Origin of the sequence: Patiriisocius hiemis, assembly GCF_031846325.1 — a bacterium.
Taxonomy (GTDB): domain Bacteria; phylum Bacteroidota; class Bacteroidia; order Flavobacteriales; family Flavobacteriaceae; genus Patiriisocius_A; species Patiriisocius_A hiemis.
Map to the genome: position 1 here is coordinate 181362 of NZ_JAVRHZ010000004.1, position 15878 is coordinate 197239.

At 34.1% G+C, this 15878-nt stretch carries 15 protein-coding genes; 5 read left to right on the plus strand and 10 right to left on the minus strand.

Annotation, left to right across the window (positions count from 1 at the left end):
• Positions 1-70 precede the first annotated feature (70 nt).
• The 3 genes from RM538_RS08750 (at position 71) to RM538_RS08760 (ending at position 4253) form a co-directional block, all read left to right on the plus strand.
• Entirely contained in the window at positions 71-1834 is a 1764-nt protein-coding gene (locus RM538_RS08750; RefSeq protein ID WP_311333042.1) for a hypothetical protein, read from the plus strand.
• A gap of 42 nt (positions 1835-1876) precedes the next feature.
• Positions 1877-2350, plus strand: coding sequence for a hypothetical protein (locus tag RM538_RS08755; RefSeq protein WP_311333043.1), 474 nt, complete (start codon positions 1877-1879; stop codon positions 2348-2350).
• A 130-nt stretch (positions 2351-2480) separates the two neighbouring features.
• Positions 2481-4253 carry a hypothetical protein gene (locus tag RM538_RS08760; RefSeq protein WP_311333044.1) on the plus strand — a complete coding sequence of 591 codons (1773 nt, stop codon included), beginning with the start codon at positions 2481-2483 and terminating at the stop codon, positions 4251-4253.
• A 93-nt stretch (positions 4254-4346) separates the two neighbouring features.
• Here the strand turns inward: RM538_RS08760 and RM538_RS08765 are convergent, their stop codons facing one another.
• Genes RM538_RS08765 through RM538_RS08775 form a run of 3 tightly spaced genes read right to left on the minus strand, consistent with a single transcriptional unit; the run spans position 4347 to position 7606 of the window.
• Complete coding sequence (locus RM538_RS08765; RefSeq protein ID WP_311333045.1) at positions 4347-4751, minus strand: hypothetical protein; 405 nt, start codon at positions 4749-4751, stop codon at positions 4347-4349.
• A gap of 1 nt (position 4752) precedes the next feature.
• Complete coding sequence (locus RM538_RS08770) at positions 4753-6252, minus strand: M28 family peptidase (RefSeq protein WP_311333046.1); 1500 nt, start codon at positions 6250-6252, stop codon at positions 4753-4755.
• 52 nt (positions 6253-6304) lie between these two features.
• Complete coding sequence (locus RM538_RS08775) at positions 6305-7606, minus strand: metal-dependent hydrolase family protein (protein ID WP_311333047.1); 1302 nt, start codon at positions 7604-7606, stop codon at positions 6305-6307.
• A 132-nt stretch (positions 7607-7738) separates the two neighbouring features.
• Here RM538_RS08775 and ffh point away from each other — a divergent pair, with 132 nt between their 5' ends.
• Positions 7739-9067, plus strand: coding sequence for a signal recognition particle protein (gene ffh, locus RM538_RS08780; RefSeq protein WP_311333048.1), 1329 nt, complete (start codon positions 7739-7741; stop codon positions 9065-9067).
• A gap of 59 nt (positions 9068-9126) precedes the next feature.
• Entirely contained in the window at positions 9127-10005 is an 879-nt protein-coding gene (locus RM538_RS08785; protein WP_311333049.1) for a bifunctional 5,10-methylenetetrahydrofolate dehydrogenase/5,10-methenyltetrahydrofolate cyclohydrolase, read from the plus strand.
• Positions 10006-10009: 4 nt separating this feature from the next.
• On the opposite strand, the gene RM538_RS08790 is transcribed toward RM538_RS08785, so the two are convergent.
• The 7 genes from RM538_RS08790 to RM538_RS08820 all read right to left on the minus strand — a co-directional run bounded on the left by RM538_RS08790 (position 10010) and on the right by RM538_RS08820 (position 15846).
• On the minus strand, positions 10010-10411 hold the full coding sequence (locus RM538_RS08790) for a YkvA family protein (RefSeq protein WP_311333050.1): 402 nt from the start codon (positions 10409-10411) through the stop codon (positions 10010-10012).
• Between the two features lie 97 nt (positions 10412-10508).
• On the minus strand, positions 10509-11528 hold the full coding sequence (locus RM538_RS08795) for an AI-2E family transporter (RefSeq protein ID WP_311333051.1): 1020 nt from the start codon (positions 11526-11528) through the stop codon (positions 10509-10511).
• A gap of 9 nt (positions 11529-11537) precedes the next feature.
• Positions 11538-11960: a VOC family protein gene (locus RM538_RS08800; RefSeq protein WP_311333052.1), complete on the minus strand. Its 423-nt coding sequence runs from the start codon at positions 11958-11960 to the stop codon at positions 11538-11540.
• Between the two features lie 4 nt (positions 11961-11964).
• On the minus strand, positions 11965-12669 hold the full coding sequence (locus RM538_RS08805; protein WP_311333053.1) for a hypothetical protein: 705 nt from the start codon (positions 12667-12669) through the stop codon (positions 11965-11967).
• Between the two features lie 8 nt (positions 12670-12677).
• Positions 12678-13619 carry a YybH family protein gene (locus RM538_RS08810; RefSeq protein ID WP_311333054.1) on the minus strand — a complete coding sequence of 314 codons (942 nt, stop codon included), beginning with the start codon at positions 13617-13619 and terminating at the stop codon, positions 12678-12680.
• 104 nt (positions 13620-13723) lie between these two features.
• Entirely contained in the window at positions 13724-14302 is a 579-nt protein-coding gene (locus tag RM538_RS08815) for a hypothetical protein (protein ID WP_311333055.1), read from the minus strand.
• A gap of 8 nt (positions 14303-14310) precedes the next feature.
• On the minus strand, positions 14311-15846 hold the full coding sequence (locus RM538_RS08820) for a helicase HerA-like domain-containing protein (RefSeq protein ID WP_311333056.1): 1536 nt from the start codon (positions 15844-15846) through the stop codon (positions 14311-14313).
• Positions 15847-15878: the final 32 nt, after the last annotated feature.

The window sequence follows — 15878 nt, forward strand, 5'->3', positions numbered from 1 at the left end:
GTAGGGTAAAAATAAAGATAACTGTTTTACTATTGAATAAGCCTAATAATACTTAAAAATTAAAGAAAAAATGAAAACTCCAAAAGGAATAGCATACCTACTAGTAATGAGTGTGTTTCTAGTTTTTAGTTCGTGTCAAAAAGAAGAATCTGAGTTTATTGATGAAACAGATCCAGATACTATTACTGCAAACTCTACACTAGCAAATTTGTTAGTTAGGTCATCTCAAAATGCTGGAGATTTTGATGATTTAATAGATGGTAGTAGTTGTGTATCTATTAATTTGCCAGTTACAGTTATAGCAAATGGTCAAGAAGTAACTGTAGAAAATGAAGATGATATTGAAATTGTTGAAGATATTTTTGACCAATTTCCTAATGATGAAGATACGCTAGAAATACAGTTTCCAATTACGGTTACACTAGCAAATTTTACTGAAGTTGAAGTAAGTAGCCAACAAGAACTTGATGCTTTAATTGCTAGCTGTGAAAATGATATTGAGGATACTATTTCCTGTGTTGACTTTGTATACCCCCTTACCTTTTTTACTTTTAATAGTGACAACGAACAAACAAATACTGTAACTATTAATAGTAGTATAGAGTTATATAACTTCTTAGATGATTTAGACGATGATGATTTTGTAAGTCTTCAATTCCCTGTAACAGTTATAGTTAATGGAGAAGAAGTAGCTGTAAATTCTAATCAAGAGCTGGTAACAATTCTAGCTAACGCCAATTGCGAATCTAATGACGACCCTGTGGATACTACAGTTTTTGAAGAAAATCTAACATCGGGAGTTTGGTATATAACATACTATTTTGACGATTTTGATGAAACTAGCGACTTTACTGGATATGAGTTTACTTTTAGTACAGATAATACGGCACAAGCAACCAATGGCTCAAATACAGTTAATGGAACTTGGAATTTAACGTCAAGTAGCACACCAGATTTAGACTTGTTCTTTGGAGAAAATGATCCTTTTGATGAGTTGGATGAAGATTGGGATATCATTGAGGCCAATGAAGATATAATACGCCTTAGAGATGTAAGTGGAGGAGATGGTAGTACAGATTTCCTAACTTTTGAAAGAACTCCAAACAATACAGGAAATAATGAAACAATAAATAATTTCATTGAAGACTTTACAGTAGGGGTTTGGTATATTACTCTTTTTGAAGATAGCGGAGATGATGAAACTTCAGATTATAATGGCTTTGAGTTTTCTTTTTTCACTAACGGAATGGCAACTGGAGTAAATGGAAATACTACTGTTGAAGGATTCTGGACGGTACAAGAAATGAATGGTGCGTTAAATGTAATTTTTAACTTTAGCAACTCTGGCTCGGGCAGCCCACTTGGAGAGCTTAATGACGATTGGGTTGTTTTAGAATCTTCAGATGTTATAATTAGGCTCCAAGATGAGGATTCTGGAAGTGACCCTGATAAATTAACTTTTGAGCGTGAACCAAATGGAGGTAATTCTCCAAATCCACAAGAACTCATAGATATTATGGCTTCTGGAACTTGGTTTGTAGATAGTTATCTAGATGATGGTGATGATGAAACTGAAGATTATCTAGGATATAATTACACTTTTATGAATAATAATACAGTACAGGCAACAAATGGAAGCCAAACGGTAAATGGTATATGGATTGTTTCTACCGTGGGAGGCGAACTTAATTTTGAGTTTGATATGGATAGCCCAATTAATGGAACTGATGATGACGAATATAAAGTGCTACAATTTAATGATACGTCTGTTACTTTTATTACAAGGGATAGTAGTGGTAATATAGAAGACACTTTAATAATTCAAAAAAACTAAAAACAAATACTTTTAAATATATAAAACCTAATAATTATGAAAATGAGAAATTTAATTGCTTTAGCAACAATATGTATAACCTTCCTATTTGTCTCATGTGATACAGATGATTCTAATAGTGATAATAATGGTAATAGTAGTGCCGACCAAGTAACAATGATTGCACAACAAGGTACTTGGAGAATTACAAACTATAATGATTCTGGTGATGATGAGACAAGTGATTTTGCAGGATATAGCTTTAGTTTTAATGAAGATGGAAGCCTGGTTGCTACTAACGGAACTAATACAGTAACTGGTACCTGGTCTGTAGATGATTCTAACGATTCTAGTGATGATGATAGTGGTACAGACGATGATGATTTTAATATCTTTTTTCCAGTCCCAGAGGATAATGATTTTGAAGACTTAAATGATGATTGGGATATCGTTTCAGTAACAAATAATAGGATAGAATTGTTTGATGTAAGTGGAGGCGATGGTAGTACAGATAGACTTACTTTTGAAAAAGAATAACATTCTTTTTGTCCCCAAAGTAGAGGCTAGTTGCAATTGTAACTAGCCTTTTTTTATTTTTTAATATTAATAAAAGGTAGGGTAAAAGAGAAGTAAGCTGTTCTATTTATATAACCCAAAAAATAGAACAATGAAAAATATTAAAAACCTTTTAATTTTCTCATCCTTTGTAATGGTACTACTTTTCTCAGCATGTACAACAGATGATGTGGATCCTCAAGAACAACCTACGGGAGAAGTAATAAACTCAGACTCTCCATTAGCAAATTTATTAATTAGAAGCTCACAAAGTGGAAATACTAGTGATAATATAATTGATGGTAACTCTTGCACAACAGTTGTTTATCCAGTAACAGTTTTTGCCAATGGACAAAAAGTTATTGTCGAAAGTGAAGCAGACTTAGCAATTATTCAAGATATATTTGATCAATTTCCTAATGATACAGATACACTTGAAATTGTATATCCTTTTACAGTACTATTAGAAGACTTTACTGAATTAACCTTAAACTCCGAAGCAGACCTTCAAGCACTAATAGATGCTTGCTCTGGTAATGATGATCCTATAGAGTGTGTTGACTTTGTGTACCCAATTACATTTTTTGTTTTTGATGCAAACCAAAATCAAACAGATACAGTAACTGTTAATAGTGATGTTGAACTCTTTTTATTTTTAACAGGACTAAGCAGCGATACAACGGTAAGCATTAGTTTTCCTATTTCAGTAATCTTAAATGATGGTAATACAGTAGAAGTAAATAATAATCAAGAATTACAAGATATAATTGCAAACTGTACAAATACTAACGACGACCCTGTAGACACTACAGCTTTTGAAGAAAACCTAACTACGGGTGTTTGGTATATAACATACTATTTTGACGATTTTGATGAAACTAGCGACTTTGCTGGCTATGAGTTTGCTTTTAGCACAAACAATACAGCTCAAGCAACCAATGGCTCAAATACTGTAGATGGAACTTGGAATTTAACCTCAAGTAGTACTCCAGATTTAGATTTATTCTTTGGAGAAAATGATCCTTTTGATGAGTTAGATGAAGATTGGGATATTATTGAAGCTAATGAGAATATAATTCGACTTAAAGATATAAGTGGTGGTGACGGTAGTACAGATTTCCTAACTTTTGAGCGAACTCCAAACAATACTGGAAATAATGAAACTTTAAATCAATTTATTGATAACTTAATTACAGACCCATGGTTCATAACGCTTTACGATGACGATGGTGACGATGAGACTTGTGACTATGCTGCATACCAATTTAATTTTGACGCAAATGGAACTACAACTGCAACTAGTGATTCAAATACTGTTAATGGTTTTTGGTCCGCGCAAGCATCTAGTAGTGGGATTGACCTAATTTTAAATTATAATTTCACTAATGGAGATGATCCTTTTGAAGACTTAAATGATGACTGGGATGTTATAGAATTTGATGGTCAAATCATTCGCCTTACAGATGTTAGTGGAGGTAATGGAGGAACAGACTTCTTAAACTTTGGTAGAGAACCTGCACCTAATTGTGATGGAGGGAATTCTGCACAAGAATTAACAAACATTATGCAAGATGGACAATGGCTTGTAGCTAGTTATATTGATGATGGCGATGACGAAACAGGAGACTATACAGGTTATACATTAACTTTTAATACAGATGGAACTGTAGTTGCAACAAATGGATCAAATACTATTAATGGTACTTGGAGTATCACAGGAGGTTCTAGTGATTTAGACTTTAACATGGATTTTGGCGCAAATTTCCCTTTTGATGAATTTAATGACGACTGGGATGTGCAAAACTTTATCACTACAAGAGTAGAACTACAAGATATTAGTGGTGGTAATGGAAACACAGACACACTAGTATTTGAAAAATTATAGATGATTATTTGGTTGGTTAGTGTAAGTGGGTAAAATCACTTTTTTGCCCCTTAAAAGAAAGTCCGCTTTGAAAATTCAAAGCGGACTTTTAATTTATTTAAGACTACAAAGTTCCTTAAGTAAATGTTCTAATTCTTTTCTTTTTTCTGAAGGTGTTAAAATAATCTTTTTACTTTCTGAAGAACTAGAGAATCGTAAAATTGATGTCATCATTCTACGTTGACTGGTTTGTAAATTTGGAGTATTAAAAATGGCATCACACTTTTCAGAAATTTCAGAAAATTGAGCTTTTGAAATTGAAACATTCTTTTTATTGCCTCCGCTATAAACCCCAGAAGAACTTTCAGAAGGAGTTATAGGTATATATCGTATTTCGGTTTCTGAAATATAATAACTGTTGTTATTTTGGTCTGTATAGCTATAGTCCATTTGCGGAGTTTTGATGCCACATGAGATAATCGCTATGACAAATAACATGTGGCAGCAAAATAATTTCATTTTAATTCTTTTTTAATTTGTTATAAAGTTTATCTGAAGCAGCTTCGTATTTATCACCCTTAGTCCATGTAGGTGTTGCAGGATCGTTTGCAATAGCTCTTCCAGAAGCTACATACGCTTTAAAAAACTTTTCCATATAATCATAATCTATAGAATCTGCTTCATCACCAGGTCTGTGATAATACTTTGTTACATCACCATTAAAAGCTGTAAAACCTAATGAAAAGGTTGGAGCTGGTATTCCAGCAGCAGCAAAATGTACATTATCACTTCTGTCAAATAATCCTTGCTCTGGAGCTGGGTCGTCTACCGCTGTTAAACCAAACTGCTTAGCTCCATTTTTAATATGGTTTGCGGCTGTGGTTCTTGGTAGCCCAATAATTGTTGCGAGTGACGTATCATTATATCCAGCATTATCACTATTAAAACAGTATACCATTTGGTTGAGAGGTAAAACAGGGTTTTCTACATAAAACTTACTTCCTAAAAGCCCTTTTTCTTCTCCTGTAAAAAGTATAAAAAGTGCAGAACGCTTAGTTGGGTACTTTGCTAGGTTTTCTGCCATACTTAGTACTGTTGTAACACCTACTGCATTGTCTCTAGCCCCATTATAAATTGCATCTCCTGTTTCATCTGGAGTGCCTATTCCTACATGGTCATAGTGTGCAGAGTAGATAATATATTCGTTTTTAAGGTTAGGGTCAGTTCCTTCTATAACTCCAATTACATTATTAGAAGTAATAGACTTAACATTTTTTTCTACCATAGATACATCTACGATTACGGCTCTACTAGTAGCAAGATTTTGAGCCATAACATGCTCTTTGTCAAGTGCCCATATATATACAAATTCAGAACTGTTAGTCATTTCTTTTTTATCATCTAGCTCTACCAACTCTAGTCTTGGTTCGTTAAAGTTATGAGAGATAAATCCCCATATATTATCCTGGGCATTGAGCAATTCAACAATACCAATGGCTCCATTTTTCTTTGCTAGTTCTTCTTTTTTAGACCGTAACCCAAAGGCAGCTCTTGCATCCTTAGCATCCTTGCTTCCAGCTTTAATAACCACTATTTTTCCTTTTACATCTTGACCTTCATAATCTTCTTCCATCCCGTAACCAGCATAGACAGATTGCTCATTTTGAGCCATTTTTGCAGCTTTTAAAACAACCATTTCTTTTATTGTTGTTCCATTTATACTTAGTGAAACTTCTTTTGGAGGACTTGTTTTTTGAAGTGTAACTTCTTGATAATAGGTTCCGGTTTTAGGGTTTGGTTTAACTCCATAACTACGTAGTGTGTTGGCTAAGTATGATGCAGCAATTTTATTTTCTGGAGTGCCAGTTTCTCTCCCCTTTAATAAATCGTCTGCTAAGAAATAAATATGTCCTTTAATTGTTTCTTTATTTACAGTAGCTTCAACTAGTTCTTTTTCAGACTGTGCAAAACCAAAAGCAATACTAAGTAATGCAATACATATTGTGATGTAGTTTTTCATTGTTTTATTTTTTGATTAATGAATTTTTAAAATATAAAGATATACCATTTGACTACTCCTTAAAAACCTTCCCATCTTTCATAACAAATTTTATATCCTTAAGGAGGCTTATATTTTCAAGTGGGTTTCCTTCAACAGCAATAATATCTGCAAGTTTATTTTTTTCTATAGAGCCTAGTGTTGGAGTCATTCCAATTAATTCTGCTGTGGTAACGGTCGCACTTTTAATAGCTTCATTTTCATCCATTCCGTATTGTACCATTAATTCAAATTCACGTGCATTTATACCATGTTTGCTTACACCAGAGTCTGTTCCAAAAGCAATAGTGACTCCTCCTTTTAATGCTTTTTTGAAAGATGCTTCAACTACTGGAGCAACTTGTCTTATTTTTTCAGCAATAGCTGGTGGGATTTTATCGTTTATTGCCAATTCTTCTTTTACTGAAACGCCAGCTAAAAGTGTAGGAACTAGGTAAGCATTTTTTTCTTTAAAAAGTCTAATCGACTCATCATTTAAATACGATCCGTGTTCTATGGAGTTTACACCTGCACTTAAGGCAGCATTTACACCACCAGAATCGTGTGCATGTGCAGCTACTTTTCTACCAAGACTCCTAGCGGTTTCAACAATAGCTTTTAACTCGTCGTCTGTTAATTGTTGTCCAACTCCAGCAGCAGTATTACTTAAAACACCTCCCGTAGCTGTTATTTTAATAACATCTGCACCTCTTTTTACTAAGTCTCTTACAGCTCTTCGACAGTCATCTGCACCATCACAAATACTCTTGTCAACACCTATCATATGCATAATATCACTATTATATCCATGTGTATCTCCATGTCCTCCAGTTGCCGAGATTGCTCCTGTTGAAGCTAAAATTCTAGGGCCTTCTACTAGTCCACTACGTATAGCTCTTTTTAATGCGTTCATTACATTAGTATCTCCACCCAAGTTACGTATTGTAGTAAAACCAGCTTGCAAGGTTCTTTTTGCATAAGGGATGGCTCTGTAGGCATTATCTGCTTCTTCTAATTTTACCCACTCGTATGGATTAGCATTAGGATCTCGTTCTCCAGTAATATGAGTGTGCATATCCATTAGCCCAGGTAATACAAAATGTTTTTTTAAATCAATAACAACCACTTCTTGAGTTTTATAACCAGCTTGTTCTGCTGTTATAAAGCCGCTTCGTACTTCTTTAATGGTGTTATTTTCAATAATAATACTCTGGTTTTTAGTAGGGGAAGTACCTGGAACAGCAAGTAACGTTCCAGCATGAATAATTTTTACATTTTGTGCCGAAAGCAATACAGTAAAGCAGAATAGAACGATGGTTAAAATATTTTTTTGCATGGTCTTTTTGTTTTGTTGATGTGAAGATACTTAAAACTTCAAACATTTGATTACTTAACTAGGGGCTCATTTTACTTTGTAACTCCCTTGTCAATTAGTATCTTTACGCTCTTAAAATTAGTAGTATAATTTATGTTTGATAATTTAAGTGATAAGCTAGATAAAGCCCTCCACGTTCTTAAAGGGCATGGGAGTATTACAGAAGTTAATGTTGCCGAAACCCTTAAAGAAGTACGTCGTGCTTTACTAGATGCCGATGTTAACTTCAAAATAGCAAAGGAGTTTACCAATACTGTTAAAGAAAAGGCCCTTGGACAGGATGTATTAACAACTCTTCAGCCAGGCCAGTTAATGGTTAAATTGGTGAAAGATGAATTAACTGAATTAATGGGAGGTGAAACTGCCGGTATTAATTTAAGTGGCTCTCCTTCTATTATTTTAATGTCTGGTTTACAGGGTAGTGGTAAAACTACGTTTTCTGGTAAACTTGCTAATTACTTAAAAACCAAAAAGACAAAAAAACCACTTTTGGTTGCTTGTGATGTATATCGTCCTGCCGCTATTAACCAGCTACATGTAGTTGGAGACCAGATAAAGGTTGATGTATATAGCGAAGAAGGAAATATGAATCCTGTTGAAATCGCTACCAATGCTATTGCACATGCCAAACAAAATGGGCATAACGTGGTGATTGTGGATACTGCTGGTCGTTTAGCAGTAGATGAAGAAATGATGAACGAAATATCAAACGTTCACAAGGCAATAAATCCGCAAGAAACATTATTTGTTGTGGATTCCATGACGGGACAAGATGCTGTTAATACAGCAAAAGCATTTAACGATAGACTTAATTTTGAAGGAGTTGTACTCACAAAACTTGATGGTGATACTCGAGGTGGAGCTGCAATTTCTATTAAGAGTGTTGTAGATAAGCCTATAAAATTTATTGGTACAGGTGAAAAGATGGATGCTATTGATGTATTCCATCCAGCACGTATGGCAGATCGTATTCTTGGAATGGGAGATGTAGTGTCACTTGTAGAAAGAGCCCAAGAGCAATTTGATGAAGAAGAGGCGAGAAAACTTCAGAAGAAAATAGCGAAGAATCAATTTGGTTTTGATGATTTTATAAAACAAATTCAGCAAGTAAAAAAGATGGGGTCTATGAAAGATCTCGTTGGAATGATTCCTGGAGCTGGAAAAGCTTTAAAAGGAGTTGATATAGATGATGATGCATTTAAAGGGATTGAAGCAATTATACATAGTATGACTCCTCAAGAGCGTACTGAGCCAGCTATAATAAATGGTAGTAGAAAAAAGAGGATTGCTAAGGGAAGCGGTACAAGTGTTCAAGAAGTAAACCAGTTACTAAAGCAGTTTAATCAAATGAGTAAGATGATGAAGATGATGCAAGGAGGTGGAGGCCGAAAGATGATGCAGATGATGAATAAGATGAGGTAATTTAAAGCACAAAGTACATTTAAGATATTTATGATTTAACCACAAACTATAAGCTACTAATGACCATTCTAGACGGAAAAAAAGTAAGTAACGACATTAAGAACGAAATCAAGGCTGAGGTTGATAAAATGAAAGCCAAAGGTGAGAAAGTTCCGCATCTTGCTGCCGTAATTGTAGGTGATGATGGTGCTAGTTTGACGTATGTAGGAAGTAAAGTTAGAGCATGTGAACGCGTTGGTTTTGAATCTACTATGGTGCGTATGCCTAATACTACAAGCGAGATTGAATTACTTGACCAAATTGAAGAGCTTAACGAAAATGATGATATAGACGGATTTATTATTCAGTTACCGTTGCCTCCGCAAATAAACACACAACGCGTGTTAATGGCTGTAGACCCAAGTAAGGATGTTGATGGATTTCATCCTGAAAACTTTGGGCGTATGGCATTAGACATGAGTACGTTTATCCCTGCAACTCCTTTTGGTATTTTAGAGTTATTAGAACGTTACGATGTTGATACCAAAGGAAAGCATACAGTAGTAATTGGACGTAGCCATATTGTAGGCCGTCCTATGAGTATTTTAATGAGTAGAAAAGGGTGGCCAGGAAATAGTACTGTTACTTTAACGCACAGCAATACCAAAAATATTACACAGATTACAAGCCAAGCAGATATTATTATTTCTGCATTGGGAGTGCCTAACTTCTTAAAAGCCGAAATGGTAAAAGACGATGCCGTTATTATAGATGTAGGTATTACTAGAGTAGAGGATGATAGTAAAGAAAAAGGCTATGTGATTACTGGCGATGTTGATTTTGAAAATGTAAGCAAAAAAGCAAGTTTTATTACACCTGTTCCTGGTGGTGTAGGGCCTATGACCATTGCGATGTTACTTAAAAACACATTGTTGGCTAGGGAGCAAAGGAAAGGGTAACTTTTTACTCGGAGTCTTCCAATTTCCAATCGAGATAGGCATCAATATCTTTTGAAATCCATTTAAGCGCTAGTGCAAATACCGAAGCATCATCAAGATACCCTAAGCCTGGAACAAAATCTGGAATTAAATCTAAAGGGTTTAAAATATACAGTAACACTACAACAATAGTTGCTATAGTAAACCAAGGAGTTTGTTTGTAAATGCCGTTTTTGGTATCCTTTACCATTTGTAACATAGCATAGGCAAGATTTCTATACTTTCTAAATAATGGATTGGTTTTTATTTTTTGCAGAATAGATTGCTCGTTTTTTAATACTTTTTCTACATCCTCATCATCAACCTTAGAGATTTTAGTTTCTAAAAAAGTATCATCTATTTTTTCTAGTATGTTTTTTTGTGACATACCTCCAAAATACTAAAAAGAAAGGCACGACTAGTTTAAAATTTTATTAAAAATATGTTTGTTTTGTTATTAGAGATTTCCTTTTTGAAATTTTAATTTATACTCCTTCATCTTTTCCATACTCTTTTCTATAAATACGTAGTACAATCAAAAATAAGCTGATTAGCAATGGCCCGAAGATAAGGCCAATAAACCCAAATAATGGTACACCAACAATTACACCTATTAATGTTATTAGTGGATGCACATTGTCTAGGCGTTTTAGTATGTATAGTCTTATAATATTATCTGTAGAACCAACAATCACTAGTCCATATATTAAGATTCCCCAAGCCTGAAAAGTATTACCTGAAGAAAGCGTGAGTATAAAAACGGGTAAAATACCAATAAGGGTCCCTACAAATGGTATCATGGAGCCTATAGTGACTATAACAAACCAAAAGAAAGGGTCTTCTATTCCAAAAATTAAAAACCCTATTAATGCAATGATTCCTTGTGCAATGGCTACTAAAGGGATACCTAATGCATTGGAGCGTACCATAGCATTTACTTCATCACCAATGGTTTTAAGGTTCTCTTTATTAATAGGAATATAATCAAAGAGAGATTCTTTTAGTTCAGATCTATTGGTTAACATATAGTAAAGCATAAAATACATTATACCAATCGCTATAAAAATATTGAAGGTGCCACCTGCAAAATTTTGTAAATTATCTGAGAGCCATTCTGAAATTGCAGAAACATCTATACTTGAAGCTAAGTCAAAACCAATTCTAGATTCTAAAACGCCCAATTGTTGCTTTGTGGCTTTTACTACTTCTTCAGAGTTTTTAACAGCACTACCAATTTTATTTCCAAGCATAAGTATAACACCAGATACGGGAACTAAAATTCCTAAAAAAGACCCCAGCATTAAAACTCCAGCTGCAACATCTTGATTCCAGCCTTTTCTGGTAAGTATAACCATCCATTTACGTAGTAAAACATATATAGTAATAGCCCCTAACACTCCAGAAAAATAAGGGAGCATTTCTCTAAAGATGAGAAAACCAATTATTGCAATGAGTAACAATACAAATAACTGACGTATTATTTTTGGCGAGATGGTGTCTTTCATAGTAGAACGTTATTTTGCAAAAAGTTGATCTATATTTTTAAATGCTTTAAATTCTAAAGCATTGCCAGAAGGGTCTTTAAAAAATAGTGTAGCTTGTTCTCCAGCTTCGCCTTCAAAACGGATGTAAGGCTCAATAATAAATTCTATATTTTTTTGCTTTAATCTTTCAGAAAAACTACGAAACGTATCCATGTCTAACACTACACCATAATGAGGAATTGGCACATCCTTTCCGTCAACAGGATTTGAAATATCGTTACCATTTATAGCTTCCTTTAGGTGTATTACTAATTGATGTCCAAAAAAATCAAAATCTACCCAATTATCACTACTTCTGCCTTCTTTACAACCAAGAACATCTCTGTAAAACGTTCTACACTTGGAAAGATTAGTGACAGGTATAGCTAAGTGAAAAGGTCTTAGAGAACTCATGTTTTTATTTATTTGCTTCTATAAAAGTAGCTATAAAATTTTCAGTATTTTTCTTTAATGTATTAAAAGTGTCTTCGTCTTTATAATCAAGGTAATGTGCAACAAAAACCAATCTGTTTTTTACAAGGATTGTATTCATTGAGAGTGCTAATGTTTTAGTTTCATACTCAGAAAACATCTCCATAAGTACAATAGCTCCTAGCGCATCATAATGAGGCTTAAATTTGTTAACTAGTACAGGATTATTAATAGATAACTTATTGGTAAGTGTTCCTTCTTTCTTTAAATCGTCAACTGTTTTTTCAAGCATGCCTCCTGTCATAGCATTCATTACCTCACTCATTTCAGTTTGAGTCATAGCATAGTTTTTTGCCATTTTGGACACGTACACCTTATAAAAATCATCGTAGCTTATGGTGTCTAATATGTCAGCTTTACTGTATAACTCATTGGTTACATAATAAGCTAGCGTGACATTTTGTTTATCCTCAAAGGCATCTGCTCTTTTTTTAAAGGCTGGGTTTTTATAAGCCTCTGTATATCCTTCAATCATTGGTAAACAAAAAGTTCTATCACCATAATCTATAGTGTTTTCGCAGTTTTTGTTGTGGTTGTTTTCCACAACATTTTCTAAAGAAGAATTTTTGTTTTTTTCTTTACAACTTACAATTAATAGAAATATGCAAAAGAAATATAGCGCGTTTTTCATAATAGATATTATTCTAATCCGTTCCAGATATCAAGGTAAATTTTCCAGTCGTCATTAATTTTTTTCCAAATAATAACATACTTGCCTTTAAAAGAACTCTCTTTTTTATCTGCTGAAAGTGATTTGCCTTCATAATATCCATAATCGTAGGCGTAGTTATCAATTATTTTTATTTCTGAAGGTATTACTTTGTGGTATAATACGTCTCTTCCATCTGTAATTGTCCAACGTTTTTTAATAGCTTCTCTTCCTGAAATGATATCACTACGTCCTGGGAAAATCTTTCCGTCAAGAGTATAAAAGTTAGCAATTGCAGCAGCATCTTCTTTCATGTAAGCTTCAGAAAAGCCAGCAGTATTTTTTAGTATAATTTCTTTATCCGATTGTTTTGGTCGTTTGCATTCTATTTTCCAAGTAGGGAACGAAAAAGTTTCGGCAGTATTTACCCATTCGCCAAGCCAATTATAGCCTTCTTTACTGAAATCTTTAAAAGTTATTCTGTAAAAACCATCTGTTCCATTAGGTGCCTTTTGTTCTCTATACAAAACAATACTATCACCTCGTTTACCACCCTCCCAAGCTGGAAGTATGGTGGTGGGTGCGTTGCTAGAATAGTAATGTACGTACCATTTACTGCTATCTGCAATAAACTGACGTATGCTCCCAGAGTGGCTACCATCTTCTTTTAGGGTTTCATCCTGTATAGCCATCCCGTTCATAATGTATTTATAGGTCCAAGTCATTTTTTGTGGAGCTGCCCAAGTTTGGTCTGGGTTTCTGCTAGTAGAGGTGCAATTACAAGTACCAATCATAGGTGCAAAGTCCTTAATTTGTTGAGGTGCTTCTGGATTAGGCTTTCCAAATGGATTTTCGGCAGAAGGCTCATAGTCCATTTGTAATTGTGAAAAGGCAATAAAAGGGAGTACTAAAAAAAGATAAAATAGTTTCATGATTTTATTGATTGATTGAGCTATTGAAGGTACTACATATCATTAAATAAAAAAAGCCTTCAAATTTCTTGAAGGCTTTTTTTATATGTAAGCTATGAGAAAAGTTATTCTTCTTTTCCTTCCTCTTCTTCATCCCATCCAATCATAAAATACTTAAAAGTAGCATCATCTGGAATTTGTGTGGCGTCAATTTCTAGGCTAGGGTCATAGCGTAAATTTTCTGGAAGTTTTACTTTTTCTATAGTAAGATAAACGTCTGTTTCTTCAAGAAAAACAACAATAGAACGAATTGTAGTTCTTACATTAGAAATAGTATAATTTGCTTTTACATCACCAAAAGTACTGTTTAAAGTTAGTCCTTTATCTGTTTTGTAACGTTCATCAAAAACCTGAATATTACTAATTTTTGCAGTAGGGTCATTTTCGTTAGATGGAGAAAGTAATAGCAATTTTTTACCATCTTTATCATAAACCTCTACCTCTCCTTGTGTTCCAAGGGCATTCTCTATTGGGTTTAACTTTACAATAGAATCCTGTGCAAAAATAGAATCTACTTGTTTTACTTGTATGTCTTTAGTAAGATTACCAATGGCTCCATTAGAAATTAAAAATGGATCTTTTTCTTTTCCACATTGGATAAAAAGTAATGTTACTAGTGTTCCTAAAATAAGGGTCTTCTTCATGTTTATTGTTATCTAATTAATTTTGTTAGTATTCCCAATACGCTTCGTATTACTGTTGGGCTTGTTAGTACTTTTTCTAAAGAACTTTTACTTGTTCTTCTTCTTGTTGTTGAGGTCCTTCTAGAAGAACTACTCTTTTTTACTTTCTCTTTTTCTTTTTTTGCTTTTTCCTTAGCTTCTTCTAGTGCAGCCGTTTCAATTTTTTCGTTTAATAATTCATAAGCACTTTCTCTATCAATTTCTTCATTATATTTTTTTATAAGCTTAGAATCTGCAATTAAATCTTTTATTTCATCATCTTCCAACACATCCATTCTGCTCATAGGAGCACGAAGCATCGTAGCTGCTAGAGGTGTTGGTATTCCTTTTTCATTAAGGGCTGTAATTAATGCCTCTCCTATACCTAACGACGTAAGTACTTCTGAAGTATCATAATAATCTGATAATGGGTAATTTTCTGCTGTTAATTTTATGGCTTTTCTATCTTTTGCAGTAAAAGCTCTAAGTGCATGTTGTACTTTTAAACCTAACTGACTCAATACTGCATCTGGAACATCGGTAGGGTTCTGCGTTACAAAATAAAGTCCCACACCTTTAGAACGTATTAACTTTACAATGCTTTCTATCTGGTCTAGTAATGCATCGCTTGCTTCTTTAAAAATTAAGTGCGCTTCATCAATAAAAATTACGAGTTCTGGCCTGCCACTATCGCCTTGTTCTGGGAATGTTCCATATATTTCGGCTAGTAGCGAAAGCATAAAGGTAGAAAACAGCTTAGGTCTGTCTTGTATATCTGTTAAACGAACAATATTAATATACCCCATTCCATTTTCATCTACTAGTAACAAATCATCTGTATCAAATGATTTTTCACCAAAAAACAAATCACCTCCTTGCTGTTCTAGCTCAACTACTTTACGTAAAATAGCACCAGTTGAGGCAGGAGAGATACGTCCATAATCTTCGGCAAGCTCTTTTTTACCTTCATTGGTAGCGTATTGTAAAATCTTTTTAAAGTCTTTTAAATCTAATAATGGTAGTTTGTTATCATCACAGTATTTAAATAGTACCGAAATTATACCCGACTGTGTTTCGCTAACATCTAGAATCCTAGAAAGAAGGACAGGCCCAAATTCACTTACAGTAGCACGCAACCTTACTCCTTTCTGTTCAGAAAGTGATAATATTTCAACGGGGAATTTTTTTGCTTCAAAAGGGAAGCCTATTTTTTCATGACGTTCGTCAATTTTAGGATGTCCAGGGCTAGGCTGTGCAATACCACTTAAGTCACCCTTCATATCCATTAATAGCACAGGAACTCCTTTTGCTGAAAGATTTTCGGCTAAAACCTGTAAGGTTTTTGTTTTTCCAGTACCAGTTGCGCCTGCAATAAGCCCATGTCTGTTCATAGTTTTAAGAGGAACTTTTACTAAGGCATTAGTAATAGTTTCGCCTTCTAGCATAGCTGCTCCAAGAGAAATGAAATCACCTTTGTAGGTGTTTCCTTTTTCTATGTATTCAAAAAAATCTTGTTCTTTAGACATCCTGTTCTAATTTTGGCTAAAAATAATAATTG